23 protein-coding genes are annotated in these 22,203 nt (G+C 50.3%); 4 read left to right on the plus strand and 19 right to left on the minus strand.

Annotation, left to right across the window (positions count from 1 at the left end; genetic code table 11):
• Positions 1-32 precede the first annotated feature (32 nt).
• The 11 genes from smc to B1728_RS11215 form a co-directional block, all read right to left on the minus strand.
• The gene (gene smc, locus B1728_RS11165; protein WP_079910296.1) at positions 33-3,605 is read right to left on the minus strand and encodes a chromosome segregation protein SMC; all 3,573 of its coding nucleotides are present in this window, start codon (positions 3,603-3,605) and stop codon (positions 33-35) included.
• A 217-nt stretch (positions 3,606-3,822) separates the two neighbouring features.
• On the minus strand, positions 3,823-4,521 hold the full coding sequence (gene rnc, locus B1728_RS11170; RefSeq protein ID WP_079910297.1) for a ribonuclease III: 699 nt from the start codon (positions 4,519-4,521) through the stop codon (positions 3,823-3,825).
• 63 nt (positions 4,522-4,584) lie between these two features.
• Entirely contained in the window at positions 4,585-5,823 is a 1,239-nt protein-coding gene (gene fabF / locus B1728_RS11175) for a beta-ketoacyl-ACP synthase II (RefSeq protein WP_079910298.1), read from the minus strand.
• A gap of 137 nt (positions 5,824-5,960) precedes the next feature.
• A complete protein-coding gene (gene acpP / locus B1728_RS11180; RefSeq protein ID WP_079910299.1) occupies positions 5,961-6,194 on the minus strand; it encodes an acyl carrier protein in 234 nt (77 codons plus the stop codon).
• 125 nt (positions 6,195-6,319) lie between these two features.
• Complete coding sequence (gene fabG, locus B1728_RS11185) at positions 6,320-7,060, minus strand: 3-oxoacyl-[acyl-carrier-protein] reductase (protein WP_079910300.1); 741 nt, start codon at positions 7,058-7,060, stop codon at positions 6,320-6,322.
• A gap of 47 nt (positions 7,061-7,107) precedes the next feature.
• Positions 7,108-8,046, minus strand: coding sequence for an ACP S-malonyltransferase (gene fabD, locus B1728_RS11190; protein WP_079910301.1), 939 nt, complete (start codon positions 8,044-8,046; stop codon positions 7,108-7,110).
• A gap of 68 nt (positions 8,047-8,114) precedes the next feature.
• Positions 8,115-9,101: a beta-ketoacyl-ACP synthase III gene (locus tag B1728_RS11195; protein WP_079910302.1), complete on the minus strand. Its 987-nt coding sequence runs from the start codon at positions 9,099-9,101 to the stop codon at positions 8,115-8,117.
• Positions 9,102-9,104: 3 nt separating this feature from the next.
• Positions 9,105-10,103, minus strand: a complete 999-nt coding sequence (gene plsX / locus B1728_RS11200) for a phosphate acyltransferase PlsX (RefSeq protein WP_079910303.1) — start codon at positions 10,101-10,103, stop codon at positions 9,105-9,107.
• Positions 10,087-10,713 (minus strand): transcription factor FapR, encoded by a 627-nt coding sequence (gene fapR, locus B1728_RS11205; protein WP_079910304.1) that lies wholly within the window; start codon positions 10,711-10,713, stop codon positions 10,087-10,089. The genes plsX and fapR overlap by 17 nt, the downstream gene beginning before the upstream one ends.
• 307 nt (positions 10,714-11,020) lie before the next feature.
• The gene (rpmF, locus tag B1728_RS11210) at positions 11,021-11,194 is read right to left on the minus strand and encodes a 50S ribosomal protein L32 (protein WP_028550384.1); all 174 of its coding nucleotides are present in this window, start codon (positions 11,192-11,194) and stop codon (positions 11,021-11,023) included.
• 31 nt (positions 11,195-11,225) lie between these two features.
• The gene (locus B1728_RS11215) at positions 11,226-11,735 is read right to left on the minus strand and encodes a YceD family protein (RefSeq protein ID WP_079910305.1); all 510 of its coding nucleotides are present in this window, start codon (positions 11,733-11,735) and stop codon (positions 11,226-11,228) included.
• Positions 11,736-11,859: 124 nt separating this feature from the next.
• On the opposite strand from B1728_RS11215, the gene B1728_RS11220 reads away from it, so the two are divergent.
• Positions 11,860-13,095: a nucleotidyltransferase gene (locus tag B1728_RS11220; RefSeq protein WP_079910306.1), complete on the plus strand. Its 1,236-nt coding sequence runs from the start codon at positions 11,860-11,862 to the stop codon at positions 13,093-13,095.
• Here B1728_RS11220 and B1728_RS11225 read toward each other — a convergent pair.
• Complete coding sequence (locus B1728_RS11225; protein ID WP_079910307.1) at positions 13,092-14,192, minus strand: SepM family pheromone-processing serine protease; 1,101 nt, start codon at positions 14,190-14,192, stop codon at positions 13,092-13,094. The two genes, B1728_RS11220 and B1728_RS11225, sit on opposite strands and share 4 nt — an antisense overlap.
• A 132-nt stretch (positions 14,193-14,324) precedes the next feature.
• Here B1728_RS11225 and B1728_RS11230 point away from each other — a divergent pair, with 132 nt between their 5' ends.
• Entirely contained in the window at positions 14,325-15,617 is a 1,293-nt protein-coding gene (locus B1728_RS11230) for a nucleoside recognition domain-containing protein (protein ID WP_079910308.1), read from the plus strand.
• On the opposite strand, the gene coaD is transcribed toward B1728_RS11230, so the two are convergent.
• On the minus strand, positions 15,614-16,117 hold the full coding sequence (gene coaD, locus B1728_RS11235) for a pantetheine-phosphate adenylyltransferase (protein WP_079910309.1): 504 nt from the start codon (positions 16,115-16,117) through the stop codon (positions 15,614-15,616). The two genes, B1728_RS11230 and coaD, sit on opposite strands and share 4 nt — an antisense overlap.
• A gap of 37 nt (positions 16,118-16,154) precedes the next feature.
• Entirely contained in the window at positions 16,155-16,721 is a 567-nt protein-coding gene (rsmD, locus tag B1728_RS11240) for a 16S rRNA (guanine(966)-N(2))-methyltransferase RsmD (protein WP_079910310.1), read from the minus strand.
• Between the two features lie 481 nt (positions 16,722-17,202).
• Here rsmD and B1728_RS11245 point away from each other — a divergent pair, with 481 nt between their 5' ends.
• Positions 17,203-17,865: an SOS response-associated peptidase family protein gene (locus B1728_RS11245; RefSeq protein ID WP_179135976.1), complete on the plus strand. Its 663-nt coding sequence runs from the start codon at positions 17,203-17,205 to the stop codon at positions 17,863-17,865.
• Between the two features lie 27 nt (positions 17,866-17,892).
• Here the strand turns inward: B1728_RS11245 and B1728_RS11250 are convergent, their stop codons facing one another.
• From B1728_RS11250 to B1728_RS11270, 5 genes are all read right to left on the minus strand, one after another.
• On the minus strand, positions 17,893-18,771 hold the full coding sequence (locus tag B1728_RS11250) for an RNA polymerase sigma-70 factor (protein ID WP_079910312.1): 879 nt from the start codon (positions 18,769-18,771) through the stop codon (positions 17,893-17,895).
• A 34-nt stretch (positions 18,772-18,805) separates the two neighbouring features.
• Positions 18,806-19,240: a DUF350 domain-containing protein gene (locus tag B1728_RS11255; RefSeq protein WP_079910313.1), complete on the minus strand. Its 435-nt coding sequence runs from the start codon at positions 19,238-19,240 to the stop codon at positions 18,806-18,808.
• Positions 19,237-20,526: a glutathionylspermidine synthase family protein gene (locus B1728_RS11260; RefSeq protein WP_079910314.1), complete on the minus strand. Its 1,290-nt coding sequence runs from the start codon at positions 20,524-20,526 to the stop codon at positions 19,237-19,239. Before B1728_RS11260 ends, B1728_RS11255 begins: the two co-directional genes overlap by 4 nt.
• A 16-nt stretch (positions 20,527-20,542) precedes the next feature.
• On the minus strand, positions 20,543-20,821 hold the full coding sequence (locus tag B1728_RS11265) for a hypothetical protein (RefSeq protein ID WP_079910315.1): 279 nt from the start codon (positions 20,819-20,821) through the stop codon (positions 20,543-20,545).
• A 130-nt stretch (positions 20,822-20,951) separates the two neighbouring features.
• The gene (locus tag B1728_RS11270) at positions 20,952-21,407 is read right to left on the minus strand and encodes a hypothetical protein (RefSeq protein ID WP_079910316.1); all 456 of its coding nucleotides are present in this window, start codon (positions 21,405-21,407) and stop codon (positions 20,952-20,954) included.
• Positions 21,408-21,691: 284 nt separating this feature from the next.
• Here B1728_RS11270 and B1728_RS11275 point away from each other — a divergent pair, with 284 nt between their 5' ends.
• Complete coding sequence (locus tag B1728_RS11275; protein ID WP_079910317.1) at positions 21,692-22,192, plus strand: Crp/Fnr family transcriptional regulator; 501 nt, start codon at positions 21,692-21,694, stop codon at positions 22,190-22,192.
• Positions 22,193-22,203: the final 11 nt, after the last annotated feature.

Genomic DNA, 22,203 nt, shown 5'->3' on the forward strand with positions numbered 1-22,203 from the left:
TTGAACTCGAATTGGCTGCATCATGAACGAATCTAGCTCGCAATGATGGCTTCATCCTCTTCCAACCGGACGGATACCAGCTTGGATACGCCGCCTTCTTCCATCGTGACCCCGTACAGCACATCCGCCTCTTCCATCGTCCCCTTGCGGTGCGTTACTACAATGAACTGGGTTTGCTCGGAAAACTCGCGTAAATATTCCGCAAAACGGGATACATTCGCTTCATCCAGGGCTGCTTCGACCTCGTCAAGCACGCAGAACGGCACCGGCTTCACGCGGATGATCGAGAATAGCAGGGCAATAGCCGTCAGCGCTCGTTCTCCCCCCGACAAGAGCTGCAGGTTCTGCAGCTTCTTACCCGGCGGCTGAGCGACAATTTCGATCCCCGTATCAAGAAGATTATCCGGCTCGGATAAAATCAGATCGGCACGTCCTCCGCCGAACAGCTTGGCGAAGACGACAACAAAGTGAGAGCGGATTGCGTCGAACGTCGTTCTAAACCGCTTCGACATCTCTTCGTCCATTTCCCGAATCACCTGATACAAGGTGGTTTTCGCTTCAACCAAATCATTCTTCTGCTCACTTAAAAACTGGAATCGCTCGTTAACCCTCGCGAATTCCTCCACCGCTCCCAGGTTGACTTCACCAAGTACGGCAATGTCGCGTTTCAGCTCACGCACCTGGTTCTGGGCCCCAAGCACATCCTCTGGGACAGGGTAGCGCTCCTTGGCCAATTCATAGCTGAGCTCGTAATCATCCGACAGCTTCTTGAGCAGGTTCTCAAGCTCCACGTCCAGACGGTTTACCCGCACCTCGGTCTGGTGCAAATGCTCCTCCGTCTGGCGCAGCTGGTTGCGCTCTTCCCTTGTCTTGTTCTCCTCTTTCTCTAGCTGTGCCTGCCATTGGGCCCGTTCCGCACGCTTCAGCTCCAACTGCTCGGTACACTGCTGCTTCTTCAGCTTGAGGCTGTTCAACAGCTCGATCTGCATGATTGTTTCCTGCTCGTGATTCGCCATATCCTGCTCCAATTGCAGAACCAGCCTTCGGTTCAAATCGAGCTCGTTATGTAACTGGGTCAGCTCGGAGTGGCTGCGCCGCTCCTGATCCACCAAGGCCTGCTTCTCCTGTGTCTGGGAAGCGACCTTGACTTTTAACTCGGTAAGCTGCGTCTGAAGCTCCTCCTTCGCAAGCTCACCGGCCTTACGCGCCAGCTCCGCTTCACGAATAGCTTGCTGCAGAGCAGCCTCCTCCTGCGTTAGACGCTCCAGCGTTTGAATGGCAACCGCTTGACGGTCCTTCAGCTCCTTGCGCTCCGAGTCCAGCGCATCCCCGTCTTCACTGTACAGCGCCAGCTGCTCGGCTACCTGTTTGGCCTCCTGCTCCAGCGGCTGAAGTCCCGCACGAATTTGCTGCTCCTCTATACGAAGCGCCTCTCCTTCTTGGCGAAGCTCCTCGAGCATTGCGGACTCCGCAGCAATCTCCTTGCGAACCTGATCCGCTTTGACGCGCAGTTGTTGAAGCTGCTCTTGCGAAACGGCAATCTCCTTGTCCATTTCTTCAATCTGCCGCTGGCGGCTCAGCAGGCTGCTCGTTTTCTTCTGCTGACTGCCCCCCGTCATCGATCCTCCCGGGTTCACGACGTCGCCTTCCAGCGTAACCACCCGGTAACGGTATTGGACTTTTGCCGCAATGCGGTTAGCAACTTCCAATTGACTGGCGATGATGACATTGCCGAGCAAGCTGCCGACAATTTGACGATAAGTGTCCTCATATTGAACAAGGTCGGCACCGATACCGACGAAGCCCTCCATACCTTCTATCGTTCTTCGTTCGGAATCCGGAATTGAACGTCCGCGGATAACGTCGAGAGGAAGGAAGGTAGCGCGGCCTAACTGCCTGCGCTTTAAGAAAGCAATCGCTTCACGGCCGTTCGCCTCGCTATCGACGACGATATGCTGCAATGCTCCGCCTAGCGCCGTCTCTACCGCCACCTCGACATGGGCCGGAACCTTAACCAGCTCGGCTACAGCGCCTCGGATTCCGCGCAGATCTTGGCGGTCCTTCGCCTTCAGCACTTCTTTAACGCCATGCATGAAGCCGTCATAATCATTTGCCATTTCACGCATCGTATCGCGGCGGGAGATCATGGAGTCGAGCTTTTGTTCCCATTTTCGCACGGTGGATTGTGATTCCTCAGATAACATTTGCTTCGACTTCAAGCTTTGGCTCAGTTCCAGATAACGGTTTCTCGCGTTTTCAATGTTCCCTATAACCGCGGCTAACCGTTCTTCCAGAACCCGCTTACGTTCCGCAATGCTGTCCTGCTGCTCTCTCCATTTCCGGTGCTCGTCCCCGAGCCGGTCAAGCCGCTTAGACAGCCCTTCCAGCTGCTGCTCCGCGTAGCGCGCCTCGTTGCGGGCGTTCGCCATTTGATTCAGCGTTTCCAGGAGCTCGCCCTTCAGACGGTCTTCCTCCGCGCTGCTGATGCCGCCTGCTACGCCCAGCAACCGGTCTTCCTCCGCCTTTAGCTTGGCTTGATACTGCTGCAGTTCGTCCGAAATAACCGCCAGCTTTTCCCTAATGGCCGCTAATTCGGCTTCCTTCTCCGTTGAACGGATTTCTTGCTGCTTTACGTTTTGCGCGAGCTGAGCCTGGTTAGAAGCATAATTTCTTTTACGCTCCTTGAGTACCTCTCCCTGTCCCTCGCATTTTTCAAAATCCTCGCTTATCTGCAGAAGCTGCGCCTGAAGCGCCTCGATTTCTTCCTCAAGCCTTCTGGTTTCCCAGCGATGCTTCTCCAAATGCGCGTCATGCTGACCGACGATCGCGGATAGCTCCAGCTGCTCCTGCTTCAGCTTGTCCAGCTTTTTATTCGTCTCGGTCCACGAGTTGTAGATTTGCTCGATTTGATACACGTACATAGCAATCTCGTTCTTCTTTAGCTGCTCTCTCAGCTCTCTGTAGCGCACAGCCTTCTCGGATTGGATCCGCAGCGGCTCGATCTGATCCTCCAGCTCAACTACCAGGTCATTAATCCGGAGCAAGTTTTGCTCCGTTTCCTGGAGCTTCTTTTCCGTTTCACGCTTTCTTGATTTATATTTTACGATCCCGGAGGCTTCTTCAAAGATACCCCGGCGATCTTCCGATTTCGTGCTTAAAATTTCTTCAATTCGTCCTTGTCCGATGATAGAGTAAGCTTCCTTACCGATCCCTGTATCCATAAACAGCTCGGTAATGTCCTTCAGACGGCAAGCCTGCTTATTAATTAGATACTCGCTGTCCCCGTTCCGGTGTACGCGCCGGGTTACGGTCACTTCATTAAAATCCAGCGATAGCGATTGATCTGAATTATCCAGGGTGAGCGATACTTCACCGTAGTTAACCGCCTTACGAGCGTCACTTCCGGCAAAAATAATATCCTCCATCTTCCCTCCGCGCAAGCTGCGGGCGCTTTGCTCTCCAAGCACCCAACGAATGCCGTCGGAAATGTTACTTTTCCCACTGCCGTTTGGACCGACTACAGCCGTAATACCTTGTACGAATTCAAGCTCGGTCCGATCGGCAAACGATTTAAAACCGGACAGCTCAATACGCTTTAAAAACATCGTCTCACCTCAACGCTATTGTACCACACATTCCTTATTCATAGAATAAACTCCCACGGTCAACCTCAACACTCCAAGCATGATGTTCTGCATAGCTGGCAGGGATTTACCTTTGCTTTGAATGACGATTTCGTCTTCTCACATCTTCTGAAAAAAAAGAAATGCAGCGACGGCAACCCTTAAGCTGCCATCCCTGCACCCTCTTGCTCTGTTTGCGCTATTGAATATGGACTTTCAACGCTTCCAATGCTTGAGCAGCCGCATGCTGTTCAGCCTCTTTCTTCGAACGGCCGGACCCTTGCCCCAAAAGCGTATCGCTCACATGAACCTGGGCAACAAACTCTCTTTCATGAGCAGGCCCGCGTTCGTCGACGATCCGGTACTCCAGTACCCCCATGTTATGCTGCTGGGTATATTCCTGCAGATGGGTTTTGAAGTCAACGGTCAGCAGCTTGCCTTGGTGAGGCAAATTCGGGAACACATGCTGCTTAAGAAAGCTTGTCACCACTTGAAGTCCCTGGTCCAAATATAATGCGCCGATAAACGATTCGAACACGTCAGCCAGCAATGCCGGTCTGGTTCTGCCGCCGGTCAGCTCCTCGCCCTTGCCTAGAAGCACATAGGAACCGAACTCCAGCTCTTCGGCAAATCCGACTAATGAAGGCTCGCATACGATTGAAGCTCTTAACTTGGTTAATTCCCCTTCGGAACGTTCCGGGTACGTATCGAACAAATACTCGGAAACCGTTAGTTCCAAGACTGCATCGCCCAAAAATTCCAACCGCTCATTATCCTTGTAATTGCCGACTCTATGTTCGTTTACATAGGAAGAGTGGGTAAACGCCTGTCTTAATAGCTCGGGTTTGCGAAACGTAATATTTAACGCAGCCTGAAGCTGCTTCAGGTTTCGATGCATGCCTTCACCACCTAATCGGACATTCCCGTTCGTTAGATTAATTACGGTCTCGCGGCGGAGTGCTTATTGCTCGAACTTTTTCAAAATAATGGTGGCATTATGGCCGCCAAAACCGAACGAGTTCGACATTGCTACCTTCACGTTCGCTTGACGCGCTTGATTTGGCACATAATCCAGATCACATTCAGGATCCTGATTGTCCAAATTAATAGTTGGAGGGATAAACCCATGCTTCAGGGTTAATCCGCAAATCAACGCTTCCACACCGCCGGCAGCTCCTAATAGATGACCTGTCATGGATTTGGTTGAGCTGACTGCGACTTTATATGCATGCTCTCCCAGCGCCTTCTTGATGGCCGTCGTCTCCGAGCGGTCCCCAACCGGCGTAGAGGTCCCATGCGCATTAATATAATCAATATCCTCCGGTGTAATACCCGCATCCTTGATCGCTTTGGCCATACAGCGCGCAGCACCGTCCGGATCCGGATCGGTCATATGATAAGCGTCGCCGCTCATGCCGTATCCGATAACCTCACCGTAAATTTTAGCGCCGCGCTTTTGCGCATGCTCGAGCGACTCCAAAATCAGAATTCCGGAACCTTCGCCCATAACGAAACCGTCCCTGTCCGTATCAAACGGTCTGCTCGCTTTTTGAGGCTCGTCGTTACGAGTCGACATAGCGCGCAGCGCACAGAAACCAGCCACACCCGTCGGACTGATCGTCGCTTCAGCGCCGCCGCAAATCATGACATCGGCATCGCCGCGCTGTATCATTTTGAACGAATCGCCGATGGAGTGAGTCCCTGTTGCGCACGCGGTTACTGCTGTGCTGTTAGGACCTTTGGCTCCTGTGATCATGGAGATTTGGCCGGACGCCATATTCGCGATCATCATGGGAATAAAGAACGGACTTACTCTCTTCGGTCCTTTTTCCAGCAAAATTTTATGCTGCTCTTCCCAAGTGGACAAACCGCCGATACCGGAGCCTACATAGACGCCTACACGCTCCGGATCCGTGTCCTCCTTGATGTTAAGTCCCGCATCCTGCAGTGCAGACAAAGACGACGCCACTGCAAATTGTACGAAACGGTCCATGCGACGGGCTTCCTTTTTATCGAAATACTGCTCAGGATTAAAGTCTTTGATCTCAGCAGCAATGCGCGTTGGATATTCGCTCACATCGAACAATTCAATCATACCTACTCCGGATTTACCTGCCATCAGGTTCCCCCAGAATGTTTCAAGATCATGTCCCAAGGAGGTCATGACGCCCATACCTGTTATGACAACTCGTTGCTTCACTTTAATCCACCTCTATCTAAAATAACTAATGTTATGAATTTACCCAATTTAATGTAGCTGCTAGATTCGCCGTACATGTATGGCAATACTGAATGGAGATAAGTCCCGTCTAAAAAGCAAAACGGGACTTATACCAATTAAGTATGAGATTTTATGTACTCAACTACTTGACCTACTGTAGTTATCTTCTCTGCATCTTCATCAGAGATTTCCATATCAAACTCATCTTCCAGTTCCATGACAAGCTCTACAACATCTAGAGAATCAGCGCCTAAATCATCTTTAAAAGATGCTTCGAGGGACACTTCTGCCTCATCAACACCAAGACGATCGATGACGATACGTTTCACGCGATCTAAAACATCGGACATCCGGTTCACCTCCTCCTTGGTATTATACTTAACTTATGGACAAATTGCCAGAGCAAGCGCTATTTCCGCAGAAAAAAACAATATTTGCGAATTTTCGCACAATGGCTCGGTAACAATTTTCACCCTTACATATACATGCCGCCATCCACATGAATCGTTTGGCCGGTCATGTAAGAAGCATCGTCGGATGCAAGAAAGCGCACTGCCTTCGCTATATCATCCGGCTGGCCGAGACGCGCCAGTGGAATTTGCTTCAGCATCTGCGAACGGGTATCCTCGGATAATTTATCCGTCATATCCGTTTCAATAAATCCTGGAGCTACGGCATTGACTGTAATCCCCCGTGACGACAGCTCCTTGGCGGTTGACTTGGTCATACCGATAACGCCCGCTTTCGCTGCAACATAATTGGCCTGACCCGGATTGCCGAGCGCTCCAACAACGGAGGAGATGTTTATAATGCGGCCATAACGCTGCTTCATCATCGGACGTGTCGCAGCCTTAACACAGTTGAACACGCCCTTCAGATTTGTGGCGATAACCTCGTCGAATTCCTCTTCCTTCATGCGCATAATCAAATTATCTCTCGTGATGCCTGCATTATTCACTAAGATGTCCAGTTTCCCAAAGGTTTCAAGCACCTGCTTGAACATATCGTCCACTTCCTGAGAGGAAGCTACATTCGCTTTCACTTTTATCGCTTTGCGGCCCATACCCTCAATAAGGCCGACCACCTCTGCAGCTGCAGCTTCACTGCCGGCATAATTTACGGCAACGTCTGCTCCCGCTTCTGCAAGCGTAAGAGCAATAGCGCGGCCAATGCCTCGCGAAGCGCCTGTAACCAACGCGACTTTACCCGCTAACATCGTACCCCTCCTATCCTAGATTCTTCCGTTAATCTTGAAAGGCCTGCTTAATTGGTAACATCCAATTGGAACTGATCCAATGCTTCTTTGCTGTTGATCGAATAGATTTTGACCGATTTGTCGATCTTTTTGATCAACCCGGCCAAGACCGTTCCCGAACCGATCTCGACAAACGTATCCACGCCTTGTTCAATCAGCCAGGCAACGCTGTCTTCCCATAATACGGAAGAATGCACCTGCTCTACGAGCAGTTCGCGGATGGATTCAGGCTCTTGCACGGGACGCGCGGTTACATTGGCTACCACGGGCACCGACGCTGTTTGCATAGGAACCGCAGACAGCACATCCGACAACCGCTCGGAGGCGGGTTTCATCAAGGAAGAATGGAACGGACCGCTTACTTCCAATGGAATGACTCGCTTGGCGCCGATCTCCTTTCCACGCTCCACGATAGCTTGTACACCTTCTTTGCTACCGGAAATCACGATTTGACCGGGGCAGTTCAGATTGGCAAGCTCCACTACTCCAGCTTCTTTTGACACTTCTGAGCAGAGCTTCTGAAGCGCTTCCCTCTCTCCTCCGAGAACGGCTGCCATTGCGCCTTGACCGCTCGGAACGGCCTGATCCATGAATTCTCCGCGCGCACGGACGGTCCGCACAGCATCTTCAAAGCTCAGTACCCCGGCAGCTACCAAAGCGCTGTATTCTCCCAAGCTGTGTCCAGCCAAATAATCAGGCTGAAGTCCCTTCGACTTGAATAGCTCCAGGTATGCCACACTCGTCGTAAGAAGTGCAGGCTGGGTATGATAAGTGATTTTCAACTCCGAATCCGGACCATCGAAAATAAGCGAAGATAGAGAATAGCCGAGTGCCTGATCCGCACGATCAAAAATCGCTTTGGCCGCCGGATCGGACTCATAAATGTCCCGCCCCATCCCTACGGCCTGGGCGCCTTGACCCGGAAATACAAATGCTACTTTCCCCAACGTAATATCTCCTTTCGTATCGGTTGCCCGGAGAGCACCAACCCTCTCCAGGCGAACGATTCATCTCATTACCAAACGATTACGGACGCGCCCCAAGTCAGGCCGCCGCCAAATCCGACCAATACGATACAATCGCCCTCTTTTACCTTCCCCTCTTCTACCGCTTCCGCCAAAGCGATCGGGATGGAGGCTGCAGAGACATTGCCGTATTTATCCAAGTTTATCATACATTTGTCTTCGCTCAAATCCAAGCGGTTCAGCGCAGACTGAATGATGCGGATATTCGCTTGATGAGGGACGAGCAGATCGATATCCTGCTTCTCCATCCCTGCTTTACGAAGAGCTTCTTCCGCGGCGCTGCCCATAATCCGGACGGCGAATTTGAAAACCTCGCTGCCCGCCATATAAATGAAGTGCTGCTTGGTTTCGATCGATTGAGGCGATACCGGGCAGCGCGAGCCTCCGCCGCTAATGCGCAGCAGCTCTCCGCCGGAACCATCGGCGCCTAGTTCAAACGATTTGAACCCGCGGCCCTCCGGAACTGCGCCCAACACAACGGCACCCGCTCCGTCACCAAATAATATACATGTGTTGCGATCGGTATAATCCGTAATTTTGGATAAGCATTCAGCGCCCACAACCAAGGCGTATTTATAAGTCCCCAAAGCAATAAAATTGGATGCATTGGCCAATCCGTAAATAAACCCGGAGCACGCAGCGGACAAATCGAAAGCGGCAGCCTTCTTAGCGCCCAGCTTATCCTGCAGAATGCATGCCGTAGACGGGAATGACATATCAGGAGTAATTGTTGCGACAATGATCAGGTCCAGCTGCTCCGGACTGATTCCTGCCGCATCCAATGCCTTCAGAGAAGCCTCGTAAGCCAGATCCGAGGAGGCCTGTTCGGCACTGACCAGTCTGCGTTCCCGAATACCTGTGCGGGTAACGATCCATTCATCATTCGTTTCAACCATTTGTTCCAAATCATGATTCGTCAGTACCCGTTCAGGTACGTACTTTCCTGTACCGATAATGCCCACCGGTATTGAGCTCATAGGTCACATCTCACTTCCATTACTAATTTCCCTAGAAATACTTTGCACCAGATCATTCTGGATAGCAATACGAGCCTGCCGAACGGCATTTTTGATAGCCATGGCATTGGAAGATCCGTGGCTTTTCAGCACAAGTCCGTCAATCCCCAAGAGCGGTGCTGCGCCATGCTCGGCATAGTCGAATGAGCTTCGGAATTTCATTAGTCCTGGCTTCAGAACAGCGGCGGCCAGCTTCGTCATAAAGTTTCTTCTCAACTCCGTTTTGAGCGCAGAGAAGATAGTCGAAGCCGCCCCTTCCAAAGACTTCAGCATAATATTGCCGGCGAAGCCGTCGCAAACCAATACGTCACACGGGCCGTTCAGGACATCCCTGGACTCTACATTGCCCAGGAAATGAATAGGAGCCTGCTCCAGCAGTCCATAGGCTGCCTTGGTCACTTCATTTCCTTTCATGGCTTCGGTGCCGACATTAAGCAATCCGACCCGTGGCTTTGCGATCCCTTCAACCTTTTTCCGGTAAATGCTGCCCATGATGGCATACTGCGTTAATTCCTCGGCACTCGAGTCCATATTGGCGCCCAGGTCCAATGCCAGGATTCCTTTGCCGTCGAGCGTTGGAATCATCGGTGCCAATGCAGGTCTGCTTATCCCCTTCATACGGCCGACAACAAGAATCCCCATTGTCATCAATGCGCCGGTATTCCCCGCGGAGATCATGGCATCGGCTTCTCTTTCGCGAACCATCCGGCCCGCTACGACCATGGAAGCATCCTTTTTACGCCTAACTGCTTTTACCGGTTCATCGTCCGCTTCAATCTTCTCACCTGCATGGCGAACCTCAAGATTGGCAGGCTTTGCGTCACCTAGCATGGCTTCAATCCTGTTTGAGTCTCCAACTAGTGTGATGGTTGTGTCGCTCCATTCCCGTGCCGCTTCTATAGCTCCGGCTACTACAACATCGGGGGCATGGTCTCCACCCATTGCATCAATCGCAATCCGCATCAGGCTCTCCTCCCTCCGATCGATCTCTTGTTGAGTGGTATATGATGAAATTTCCTTGGAAAACAACTTCTTCCCCGATGTAAGTGAACACTTCCACCTTGGCTTTGCCTTTGGAGATAGAACGTACGTATGCTTTGGCGATGCATTTTTCCCCCAGCTTAACCGAGCGGACAAATCGAATATCCGCCGATGCGGTTAACGCAATCTGGTCGTTAATCAAGGCTACGGCGAGCGAATTCGCCTGTGAAAAAATATGATGCCCGCGCGCAATCTTCGTTCTGGAGAAAACATGCTCCTCCTTGATCTCGAAGATAGAAATCCCGCTCTTGTCCAATTGCAGATCAATAACATCCCCAATCACTTCATGAAGAGGCAATGAGCGTACCTGATCGTACGATTGCTCAGCCATCAGCTTAATCCGTTCACGAAGCTCGGGAATTCCGAGCTCCAGCCGGTCCAACCGAATGGTCTGGATACTGACCTGGAATAGCTTCATCAATTCTTCATCTGTAATAAAAGGGTTTTCCTCAATGGCTCCTGCCAGCTGCTGCTGTCGTTGTCGTTTAGGAAGGCGTTCGATGTCCGACACCACCTTTACCTTAGTATACATCCATGATCATTTATATATCTTGAACAGGAATGGTTAAATCATCCCCGCATATGTTCCTGGCTCCAGACTTCACGGCGATATGCCGAGCTAGTCTTATGTAGGTATTGAGCGACCCTGTTCCGAATAAAAGCATGCAAAGGAAACGCCATCTTCTCATGTCGGAATCCGGGTACCTCGAGCTGGATATCACTATATCTTATGACCAAGTAATAAGAGATAGTATAATGGATTGTAATCGAAAAGGGAAGCACAAAAATAGCACCTCACCCTAAAAGATGAAGTGCTACCGTTTTGCTGATATCATCCATTATTGCTTGATGATCTCTCTTTTTTTGTAAGATCCACACACCTTGCAAACGCGGTGAGCCAATTTCAATTCACCACAGTTGTCACACTTTACCATGCCTGGAACTACTAATTTAAAGTGAGTACGGCGCTTGTCGCGACGTGTCTTGGATGTTCTCCTTTGAGGTACTGCCATATTCCCACCTCCTTCAACGAATTCAAGCCTGCTATTGCTTAAAGAAATCTGCCAGTCCGGCCAGCCTCGGATCCGTCGTGTCCTGCTTGCAGCCGCAAGCCCGCTCGTTTCGGTTCCCACCGCATACAGGGCATAATCCTTGGCACCCTTCCTCGCACAGCGGTACGTACGGCAAAGCTACCAGTACATTTTCAATCAAATAGGGCATCAACTCTATCTTCTCATCCGTAACGAAGATAATGTCTTCTTCCTCGTCGTCCGGTTCCGATACATCTGCAGCGAGAGCAAACGTTTCATGAAAAGGAATTTCCAGCCTTTGCTTTACCGGCTCCAGGCAGCGGGAGCAGGGCTGCTCCACATCTATTTCCAGAACACCGGTGACCTCAGCCGCCTCGCCGTTATGACGAGCCTGCAGATTAACCTGCAGCGGACCGAAGCTGAGCAAATCAGTGCGATTCTTCAAAACATCGGACAAATCGATGGTCTCATCAATAAGTACCGTTTCTGCTTTCTTCGCCAATTCTTTTAATCGAATGAACATGAGTATCACCCCAAACAAACAAAGATTATTATAGCTATAATCCTTCTATTTTGTCAACATTTTCAGATCATGCTATAGTGAAAACATATGAAAACATTACCAAAGTGTGTACAAGGAGTGTACGATGAAAACGGTCGGACTAGTTGTTGAATACAACCCCCTGCATAATGGTCATCATTATCATTTCCAACAATCCAAAATCGTATCTGGCGCCGATGCGGTGGTCGCCGTTATGAGCGGTCATTTCCTGCAGCGGGGTGAACCTGCCATGATTGACAAATGGTCGCGTACGGAAATGGCACTTCGTATGGGCGTTGATCTGGTTCTGGAGCTCCCTGTCGCTTATTCTACACAGCCTGCCGAATGGTTCGCGTATGGCGCTGTCTCCGCGCTGGATGCTGCGGGCGTCGTGGACAGTCTCTGCTTCGGAAGCGAGAGCGGCGACATTCAGTGGCTGTATGACGTCGCAGAAGCAGCGTATCATGAGTCGGAGGAGTTTCATGGGCTCCTGCAGCAGGAGCTCAAAGCCGGTATCCCGTATCCGGCCGCCTACGGCAAAGCCATCGCCCGTTATGTACCAGGAACGAACGAAGAAGAGCTGGCCAAGCCTAACAATACGTTAGGCCTGCACTACCTTATTGCCCTTAAAAGATTGGGCAGCCGGATTGAACCATTAACCATCACGCGCCAAAAAGCAGGCTATCACCAGCTTGACATTACTGACCGTCAAATAGCCAGCGCTACGGCACTGAGACATCTGCTTTTCGAGAAGAAGATGCTTGAGGAAATCGCCCCTTATGTGCCTGTAAGCACTATGGAGGTGCTACGCCGCGAATGGAACAAAGGGCGCACACCCATCGGTTGGGAACATTTTGCCAGGCCTTTGCTCCTGCAGCTCATGAACCACAGTGCCGTAGAGCTAGCCGGATATCATGAAGTGGCCGAGGGGCTGGAGCACCGCATCAAGCAGTCGCTTCCTTCCCTGTCCACGGATTCCAGCCAAATCGTTGAGGATTTGATCAACCTGCTCAAAACCAAGCGCTACACTCGAACCAAGCTGCAGCGCACCCTGCTGCGCATACTCCTTAATCATACAAAGCCTAAGCTGACAGCAGATCTATTAAGGCGCGGAGTCCCGTATCTTCGAGTTCTCGGCTTTAGCGCGCGGGGGCAGGAGCTGTTGAAGCGTATGAAAAAAACGGCGAAGGTTCCCGTTGTTACGAAAATAACCTCTCTGGCGGATCCTTCACCGCTGCTGGATTTAGATATTCAAGCTACGTCCGTCTATGCCCTTGCCTATCCTGCGGCTGCAGAGCGCGAGCTCTTCAGGGATTATTACGAGCCCCCGGTCCGTGTTTAGCTTGCTTTTGCGGCTTTCGGCGGAAGATTGTTCATATAATCCAACGCTTCCTGCAAAGTGCCTACAGGAACGACCTTCATGGATGTATGAATTTCCTCCGCCCGTTTGGCCGCATCTGAATAATTGTTAATGCGCTGTTTACCATCCGGAGTTACATAATCTTTCGGTGCAAAGAAAATTTCCGCCCCGGCCTTGTCGGCCGCGATAATCTTATGCTGAATCCCGCCGATTACCCCTACGGTTCCTTTCTCATCGATCGTTCCCGTTCCGGCAACCTTATAGCCTTTTGTGATATCCTCGGGGGTTAATTTGTTGATGATTTCCATGGTGAACATTAGCCCTGCCGACGGTCCGCCGATATCCCCCGCTTTAATGGTCACCTGCTTCGACTCATCGTTCGCCTTGACGCTCTGCACATTGGCAGGCACAACACCAAGCCCTACCCTGCGAACCTCCGGGCTGACCCCCTCATCAGGCGGCAGTAAAGCCAGCTGTATGGATTGCGTCTTTTGCACCTTTTTCCGCTTGTAGGTGATGGAGACGGAGTCTCCTTCTTTTTTGCTTTTCAAAATGGTCTGCAGCTCTTCTTTAGTCTGAATCGGCGTATCGTCGACTTTGACGATGTAATCCCCCGGCTGAAGCACCTCATGCGCCGGAAAATCCTTAAAGACCTGCACGATAACAACACCATCCGTACTGATCCGGTAAGGGATGCCCAAATGGTGATAGGCGGCCTGTATAGCGCTTGACTGAGAGGAGAGCATATTGACCTCCTGCCTCTGTGAATATTCTTCCTCGGATTCGTTCTTTTGCAGCAGCTCTGTTTTCAAATGCAGTTCCTCGAACGGCCTGATGAAAGTCAGTAAATAGCTGAATACGGTAGCGTCGCTCACCCTGACGGTGGTCAGCATGAACGCGCCTTGCTCCTCATCGTTATTTTGATTCACATGAACCATAGGGCGAATAACCTCAGCCGTACCGGCTGAAAAAATGAATAACGGAAGCGGCATAAAATATACGCCGTATACGAGTACAATGGCTATAAATACGGAAACGACGATTCTAGAAGCGCGTTTCAAATGTCTGGTGTCCTCCATCCTTCTCCCCCTAAAGCCCGTATGACTGGCGCCTTCTATCGCAGGCGTTCTTTGTAGGGTTGACCTGCTTGGTCTAAACCATACGGACAAAGCGTAAACATGTACCATCCTACAAATCCGGAGTTGGTACTTATGGCAAGTGAAAAAACTTTAACATCTCCGCGCCTGACCACCTTGATTCTGGGCTGTTTGGCGCTGCTCTTGGTTGTCAGCATTATTTTATTTCCCGATCAAGCCTTCAAATCATCGCTTCAAGGGCTGAGGATCTGGTGGGAGCTTGTCTTCCCTGCTCTGCTGCCATTTTTCATCGTAATCGAGATTGCCAGAGGCATGGGGGTTTTGCACGCAATCGGAGCCTTGCTCGAGCCCCTTCTGCGTCTATTATTCCGGTTGCCGGGTATTGCAGGCTGGGCTATCGCCATCGGTATTACTGCCGGTACCCCCTCAGGCGCCGTAGCCGTAGGCAGCATGAGAAAAGATAAGCTGCTTAGCAGGGACGAAGCCGAGCGGCTACTTACGTTAAGCCACGTAGCAAGCCCTGTGTTCCTTATATCGGTCGTTGGAGTGGGCTTTTTGCATAATGCTCAAAGCGGCTTGGCCCTTGCGATCCTTCATTACGGTTCAGCCCTGCTGCTTGCCTTATGGCAGCGAATTACACTAGCCAAGCAGCATACGAAGCTGGAAGCGGAAGACCAACGCTCTGCCTTGCAAACGGCAACAGGAGACAGCGGGCTGTTCCGTCGCAGCGCCTCCGCATGGCGAACCGCGCAAGCCAGTGATGGCAGAACCTTCGGCAAGCTGCTCGGTGATTCTGTGACCCATGCCGTACAGCAAACAATGGCAATAGGCGGACTCATGATGATGTTCTCGGTCATTGTACATGCCGTATCACTAAGCCAAGTCCTTACCATAGCCGGGCTCGCCATTTCCGCCACTGGGATCGTGACACCCGAGCAAGCCGGTGCGATGCTGTCGTCTCTCCTGCCTGGATTGTTTGAAGCGCATTTGGGCGCCTATTCCCTCGGGCAAAGCCAAGCAATCACCGATTCATGGCAGTACGCGCTGCTTAGCGCCTTGTTCGCCTGGGGCGGCTTATCGACCCACGCTCAAGTCAAAAGCTTTACGTTAGGAACCGATATTCGGTATTCCGCCTTTCTGAAATCCAGGCTTCTTCATGCCGCCATCTCGTTTATAGCCACCAGCGCCTTATGGAAACCATTGAATAACTTGTTAGGTTCACCGGCACCCGCCTGGCTAACTTTCTCGGACCCAAGGATAGATACAATGAAATGGAATTATGTAACGATGTGGCCTCTATTTAGCAAATCGATGCTATGGTTCGGTATGATTCTGCTGCTTATGCTCGTGCTCTCCATAGTCACAGCCTTTGTATTCCATCACAGCCGCCGGGATTCCAAAGGCTAGCCTTTCGGATATTTGGTACGTAAAGCCTTTTCCACCACCTCGGGAACCAGATCGGTAACAGGTCCGTGGAAGCGCGCGATTTCTTTTACAATACTGGAGCTTAAATAAGAATATTGAGGCGTTGACGTCATGAAAAAGGTTTCAAAGCTCTCGTCAAGCTTTCGATTCGTTGAAGCCATTTGCAGCTCATATTCAAAATCCGACACCGCACGAAGACCGCGCACAATGAGATGCGCGTTTTTTTGTTTCATATAATTAATGAGCAAATCGCGAAAATTATCGATTTCCACATTGGGCAAATCCTTCGTCACCTGTTTAAGCAATTCGGTGCGCTCTTCGATCGTAAACAGCGGATTTTTGCTTGAATTGTTCAGCACAGCTACAATCAGCTTGTCAAACACTTTAGCGGAGCGGTGTATAATATCCAAATGCCCGTTGGTCACAGGGTCAAAGCTGCCGGGATAGACAGCGATTTTCATTTCAAAACGATCCATACTCATCTTTACAGTCAACTCCTCCAACATGTGCACGCAACACTCATGACTCATCTTGCGATGTATTTTTATAAATCGTAACCGCTGTATCCCCATATTCCGCTCTTCTTACCCACTGCAAACGGCCGATGGGATCCTGGTACACATCCTCGGCGTCATGTTCCACTACAATAGTAGCCAGCGGATTGAGCATATGTCCCTGATCCAGCTGCTCGATCAATTCTTGTACTACCTTTAACCGATATGGGGGATCCAGGAATACAAGATCAAACTTTGCTTCCCGCTTCATCAGTGCTTTCAATGCGCGAAGGGCATCATTGCGGTATACCTCCGCTTGATCGGCAAATCCGGCGGCCTGCAGATTTTGCCGTATGGTGTCGATGCTTTTTTTGTCAATATCGGTCAAAACTGCCCGGTCCATCCCCCTGCTCAGCGCTTCGATGCTTAGCCCGCCTGTTCCTGCGAACAGATCCAGCACGTGCCCTCCGTCAAAATACGGGCCGATCATGCTGAAAATGGCCTCCTTCACCTTGTCGGTGGTAGGCCTTGTGCCCATGCCAGGTACAGCCTTAAGCGGCCTTCCCTTGGCATTCCCTGATATGACTCTCATTTGCTTCCACCTTCTACTGGATAGTAATGCTATCGTACCACAAACGTAAACTTTTGCACAAAATTTTCTGAATAACGTATAGATTTTTTGAAATCTGTCTATCCTTATATCATCGACATCCGAAAATGTCGTAGACAACCGCGGAGAAGACTTACGTTCCCCATAAGCTCTTCGTCCGGTTTCTCCTCTCCCATGAATGAGCCTCGTCGTGAGACGGGGCTCGATTTTTTTTTTGGTCAAACAAAAAAAATCCCTGTTTCGTCGATGGCAGCCGACAACAGGGATTAAACGTGATATATGTTGAATGTGGGATCAACACTATTGATTCTATAAGAATAAGGTTAATGAAAAATGAACCTAACCTTAAAAAAAGATGAAAATCCGCTGAAACTTTTTCCAATTCCGGTCCCTCACTTTCTAATCCGCATGATTCCGGAGAATAATGCAGATACTGGAAAGAAAACGAGAAGGAGTTCCCACCATGTGCGACCGATTCAACCTGACTGCCGATTTGACCGAACTAAACGATCGCTACCGCTTATCCAAAACGATGTTTTACTATGCCAATGATCGCAGCTTGCGGCCTCAACAGCCGATTACCGCCATTACAGCCAAAGGAAACGAACGAATACTCGATGAATTTCGTTGGGGCCTGATGCCTTTCTGGGCACAAGACTCCGTGCTTGTCGACAGCGAAGCGATCTATGATAAAAGAGCCTTCGATCATTTGCTCAAGCGTCAGAGATGCATTATTCCGGCAAGCAGCTTCGACCGTGTCACCTCGTTAGGACGCAAAAAGGAACAGGTCCAACGTTATATGACCAATGATGGCCAAACATTCGCAATGGCCGGGGTGTACGACGTGTGGTCGGGCTCCTTCGGAGAAGAGCTTCGAACTTGCTCCATCCTGATTAAAAGAATACAAAATAACGAAACCGGAAGTATGGAGACGGTCCCTTTTATTATGAATGAGGAGCAAGCCGATACATGGCTGGACACGGAATTATTCGATAAACCCGCTTTATATCGATGGATGAGAACTGTTGAGCTTCCTCCGCTTCGCCTGCTGCCCGATTCATGGCAGGATATGGCGGACTCACAGGATCAAGAGGATGGAGCTGCAGCGGCTCATGGTATAGGATAATCAATAAAGACCCGCCAAAGCGGGTCTTTATTGATTACGGAATCGTCCTAATTTATCGGGGTTTAGTATAAAATAGATGTCTTGTAAACGGTGGGATTCGGTAGCCGCACCAAAACATATAGCCATGCTCGGCTTCCCTTCCTTCACGATCAATACCCCGTAATCTCCATTGATTCGAACCTCGAGCAGTTCCCCTTCGAAGGAGCCTTTGCCTTGAATTCCTTCCAGAAATGCCTGGATACGATCCTTGCCCAAGATGGGATATAGGGCTGCCCGAACTTTTCCTCCGCCGTCGCTTATGAGTGCAGCCTGTTCTGTAAGCAGTTGGATTAAACCCGCGAAGTCTCCGGTTTTCACCCCGTTAAGGAATGCATGAACGAACGGCTCGCTGTTCTGCTCAGCGGTGGAGGCCGTATTGAGCTGGTCCTGATTCACTTTATGCTTTGCGCGGCTCACAATTTTTCTGCAGTTTGTCTCGGATTTGTCCATCATCTCGGCGATTTGCGCATAATCGTAATCCAGTACTTCCCTCAGCAGAAAAATCGCCCGTTCCACCGGCGAGAGCTGCTGGAGCATAACGAGAAGCGCGTAAGAGACCTTCTCTTTCCTTATGATCTGCTCCTCGGGATTATTCGCTTCTAGTTCGATATCCGGCTCTGGCAGCCAAGGTCCTGTGTAGACCTCGCGCTGCTTCCTGGATGACTTCAGGAGATTCAGACACCTATGAGTCACTGTCTTAATCAAATAAGCCTTAACGCTGAGAATGTCCTCCTCACGGACCCGCTGTAGAGCTACAAATGCATCCTGTACGATATCTTCCGCGTCCGTGTAGGAACCCAGCATCCGGTAGGCAATCGACAGGAGCAGCTGCCGATGCTCAGTATAAGCATGTTCCCACTCAGTCAAACAGCCCCGCCTCCTATCGAATACATTCCATGAATTAATAACTTATCAAAGACGCCAGCAGCAAGCCTGTAGCCACGCTGAGACAGAATGAGAAAAGCCCGACCGAAGCGTTGCCTTTAGGAATTTCTGCTACGACTTTAAACGGCGTCAGGAGCTCGAAGATATAAAACACTATCACTTGAAACGCGATTCCGATGAATCCCCATACGATCAAGTCAACCAAGCCGAGAGAATGATAGACGGCAGATGCCAATACCAGAGTTTGGCCGATGATTTTGCCGCCAAGATCGTATGCGGCAGCCTTGGCCGCAGCCGCTTTGGAAGGGTCAGATAAATCTCCGCCTTCACGAATGAGCTTGAATTCGCTGTACGGCGTCGTAATTGTAAAAAGCAGAATGCCTATTCCCAATAAAGGCACCGTTACTCCCAAATAAATCAGAAAATTAAGTATGGAATCCCATTGTGTCATGCTTTAGCTCCCCCTTTATTCAACCCTGCCGGCAAATAATATGAAATATTGTTTGTAATATGCCCGCCTACTCTGGCGATGACCGCGGAAGGCTTGCCCGCAATAAGAAAGCAGCCCCATAACAAACGGCCGTTCGTCGTCCCCTTCAACGTCTCCACCCGTACAGGCGGAAGTTCTATGTATTGCTGATACACCATCGGCTGATCCAAGTATTCGTCTTCCCCGTTTTCATCGAGCACGCTCCCTGCGGCATCTACAATCCTGACACCGCTTCCCTCTCTTCCGTATATCGGCTTGATGACATAGGAAATGGAAGTGTCTGAGAACCGGTTTTCCAAATAAGTCGGCAGCATATGGGCGGCGATGATCTCATGCTCCTCGTCCGTATAAAATTGGCCCGACTCGTGCAAATTCCAAATAAGCGCTTGAAGCGCTTTGGTCTGAGCTGTAAAGCCTGACGGAGGATTGATGACGGCCAGCTTCTTCTCCGCTATCAGCCTAAGAACATGCTCACCGGTCGGGTATCCGTCTACATCTTTATCTTCCGCCAGCTTCTCCAGCGCATGGAGCCGATATAACACATCGACGGGTGTCATGTGATCGGAGTCATCGGATACCCACATGCGTTCGTCCATCACACGCAGCTGGGAAAGCGGAACAAAAGAAGCGGGGAGTCCCGACTGTGCCAGTAAATACTTGGTTGTGCCAGCATCCTCCTCATGCCAGTCGAGGGCACTGAAGAAGATGTGATCCAGCGGATATTGCGCTGAGCCGTAGGCTTTTATTGCTGCTTGAAAAGCCTCATACAGCATGCCCGAGCAGCCGGCGTTCGGATCCTCAGCTCCGTATGCCTGGCAAACAGCTCCGTTGACATGGAAGGCTTCTACGATCCCGGTAGGCGTATCGCTATTGAATTCAAGCATTTTAATCTGCCCGTTGTTGACGGCGAAATCGAACCTGCCGATAACGGTTGGCGATGGCATCGAATCAATGTGCTGCAATCGGACCGCATCGAAAGCCGCTGTCGGAATGCCGAGCCCGGTCAGAAGCCCTTCATCCGCCTGACTCACTATGTTAACCGTTTTGGCAAAGACACGCCCCAAGGCTTCTGCCGCTATCCTCATCTCATGAAGGACATCGCGGTCCAACGTATAGAGCCCGGCTAGTGCATATTCCTCCTCGTACATACAGTCCCAAGTAAAAATGCCTTCCTTCCTTAACGGCTCATACAATGCTTCCCGCCGCTCAGGATAAGGCAGTCCGGTTATGTCTCTGTCTTTATTCATTACGTGTCCCCCTGCCTTAGCTAGAGCTGGAGCTGCTGCTGCTCCCAATGCCGCCATGTGAGGAGGAACCCTCCGATATGCCCGAGTTTCCCCCTGATGTACCTGACTTACTGGAACTCCCGCCAATGTATCCGCGTGAGCTTCCGCCGCTGCTGCCGCTTCCGTTATCACAATAACCATCACCATTTTGATCTACGCAGTTAGAATTCGCGGTTGTATTGGAACAACCGGATGCAGCTATGAGAGCAGCGGTAACGAATAATGCTACCAGCTTATTTGATTTTCTATGTTCCAATTGAACTCCTCCTAAAATGTTATTCCAGGCGCGATTCTAAAGTCGACATGAAATAACAAGTTCGCAAGTCTGCCGAGAGATGTCCTCCAAGGGATCAGACCGGAGTTTTCTTAAGCACATATGATAGGTTTTATGCTTCTTCGTCCGATTTGACTGCATAGTACACGAAGGTTGACCGGTCTTCATCAATCTCGACAGACGTCCGATACCACTCCTGTCCGTCGACGTACAAATAATTAGCGGTCAGATACAGCATCACATCCAGACTGTCCTCAAAATAATACGTATGCACCAGCCTGTAGTCGGTTGCCAATTCCTTGAATTCCCTAAGCTCCATGCTGAAGCCTGGCGCCGGGGATTGCGGCTTCGCCCAGGATTTTACCTGCTCATCCTCCGAAGGCTTGACATAAATAACATAGCATGAGTCCTCGATCGCGCATGACGTTTTTTCATACACAGTTCCTTCTTTTACCAAATAATCGCATGCAAACCTCAAGGCCGTCTCATCGCGCTCTATATGATCGTAATAATATAGTAGCGGAAAATCTCCGCCTTCTTCATATAACCGATATTCCAAACGTGCCACCGTTAATTGCCCCTTTCCGACTTTGGATCTTTATGTAGAAGAACATAAATGTATTACGCAGCTGCTCAAAAAAAGGTTACAGAGCCTCATTTTTGTTTGGACCCTTTTAAAGAACGTGCGTTCTATTCATCATAGCACTGATTGTAACATTTTTACAAACCATTTTTCTTGGAAGCAAAAAAAGAGCGCTCTTTCTCCCGCGGAGTCAAAGCGCTCAAGGAATGGAGGCCGCAAAATGGACGACCACTCTTTCCCGTGATAATATATTTTGGAGGTGAATTCGGATGCTATTACATAAAGGCGAAATCTTGTTCAGACAAGGGGAAAGCGGACCCTTATTTCATATACGCAGCGGTTTGTTTAAAATCATGCGCGTTCATGAGGACGGCAGTCCCTTCCTCGTCAATATCGTGACTCCCGGCGAGACGATTCCTCATCATTCCTTAATCAGCCCTAAAGAATACCATGGTACGGCCATCGCCCTGATTACCAGTGAGGTAGAATTCATATCTCCCGATGAATGGTACACGGAGCTGGATGTGCATCCTGCAAAGTGCCGTGAGATCGCCCTGCAATTACAAAGCAAGCTGAGAATGATGCAGCAGCGAATTGACCATCTTACGCTGGTCACTCCTGCGGAAAAGCTGGAGAAGCTGGAACAATGGTTTGCTGAGTACATCTCCCCTATGTCCATAAAGGATATATTAACGCAAGAAGAAATAGCGCAATTACTCGGACTTCGGCGGGAAACGGTCAATCGCTTGTTTCGGGCTAAGCAAGGCTAACCCGATGGCTG

Source organism: Paenibacillus sp. 32352, assembly GCF_002042965.1.
Taxonomy (GTDB): domain Bacteria; phylum Bacillota; class Bacilli; order Paenibacillales; family NBRC-103111; genus Paenibacillus_S; species Paenibacillus_S vulneris.

Excerpts from the sequence above, each read along its gene's own strand:
- smc (WP_079910296.1), bottom strand. The coding sequence starts at position 3,605 with ATGTTTTTAAAGCGTATTGAGCTGTCCGGTTTTAAATCGTTTGCCGAT.
- rnc (WP_079910297.1), bottom strand. The coding sequence starts at position 4,521 with ATGCATCGAAACCTGAAGCAGCTTCAGGCTGCGTTAAATATTACGTTT.
- acpP (WP_079910299.1), bottom strand. The coding sequence starts at position 6,194 with ATGTCCGATGTTTTAGATCGCGTGAAACGTATCGTCATCGATCGTCTT.
- fabG (WP_079910300.1), bottom strand. The coding sequence starts at position 7,060 with ATGTTAGCGGGTAAAGTCGCGTTGGTTACAGGCGCTTCGCGAGGCATT.
- B1728_RS11195 (WP_079910302.1), bottom strand. The coding sequence starts at position 9,101 with ATGAGCTCAATACCGGTGGGCATTATCGGTACAGGAAAGTACGTACCT.
- plsX (WP_079910303.1), bottom strand. The coding sequence starts at position 10,103 with ATGCGGATTGCGATTGATGCAATGGGTGGAGACCATGCCCCCGATGTT.
- fapR (WP_079910304.1), bottom strand. The coding sequence starts at position 10,713 with ATGTATACTAAGGTAAAGGTGGTGTCGGACATCGAACGCCTTCCTAAA.
- rpmF (WP_028550384.1), bottom strand. The coding sequence starts at position 11,194 with ATGGCAGTACCTCAAAGGAGAACATCCAAGACACGTCGCGACAAGCGC.
- B1728_RS11215 (WP_079910305.1), bottom strand. The coding sequence starts at position 11,735 with ATGTTCATTCGATTAAAAGAATTGGCGAAGAAAGCAGAAACGGTACTT.
- B1728_RS11220 (WP_079910306.1), top strand. The coding sequence starts at position 11,860 with ATGAAAACGGTCGGACTAGTTGTTGAATACAACCCCCTGCATAATGGT.
- B1728_RS11225 (WP_079910307.1), bottom strand. The coding sequence starts at position 14,192 with ATGGAGGACACCAGACATTTGAAACGCGCTTCTAGAATCGTCGTTTCC.
- B1728_RS11230 (WP_079910308.1), top strand. The coding sequence starts at position 14,325 with ATGGCAAGTGAAAAAACTTTAACATCTCCGCGCCTGACCACCTTGATT.
- coaD (WP_079910309.1), bottom strand. The coding sequence starts at position 16,117 with ATGAGTATGGATCGTTTTGAAATGAAAATCGCTGTCTATCCCGGCAGC.
- rsmD (WP_079910310.1), bottom strand. The coding sequence starts at position 16,721 with ATGAGAGTCATATCAGGGAATGCCAAGGGAAGGCCGCTTAAGGCTGTA.
- B1728_RS11245 (WP_179135976.1), top strand. The coding sequence starts at position 17,203 with ATGTGCGACCGATTCAACCTGACTGCCGATTTGACCGAACTAAACGAT.
- B1728_RS11255 (WP_079910313.1), bottom strand. The coding sequence starts at position 19,240 with ATGACACAATGGGATTCCATACTTAATTTTCTGATTTATTTGGGAGTA.
- B1728_RS11260 (WP_079910314.1), bottom strand. The coding sequence starts at position 20,526 with ATGAATAAAGACAGAGACATAACCGGACTGCCTTATCCTGAGCGGCGG.
- B1728_RS11275 (WP_079910317.1), top strand. The coding sequence starts at position 21,692 with ATGCTATTACATAAAGGCGAAATCTTGTTCAGACAAGGGGAAAGCGGA.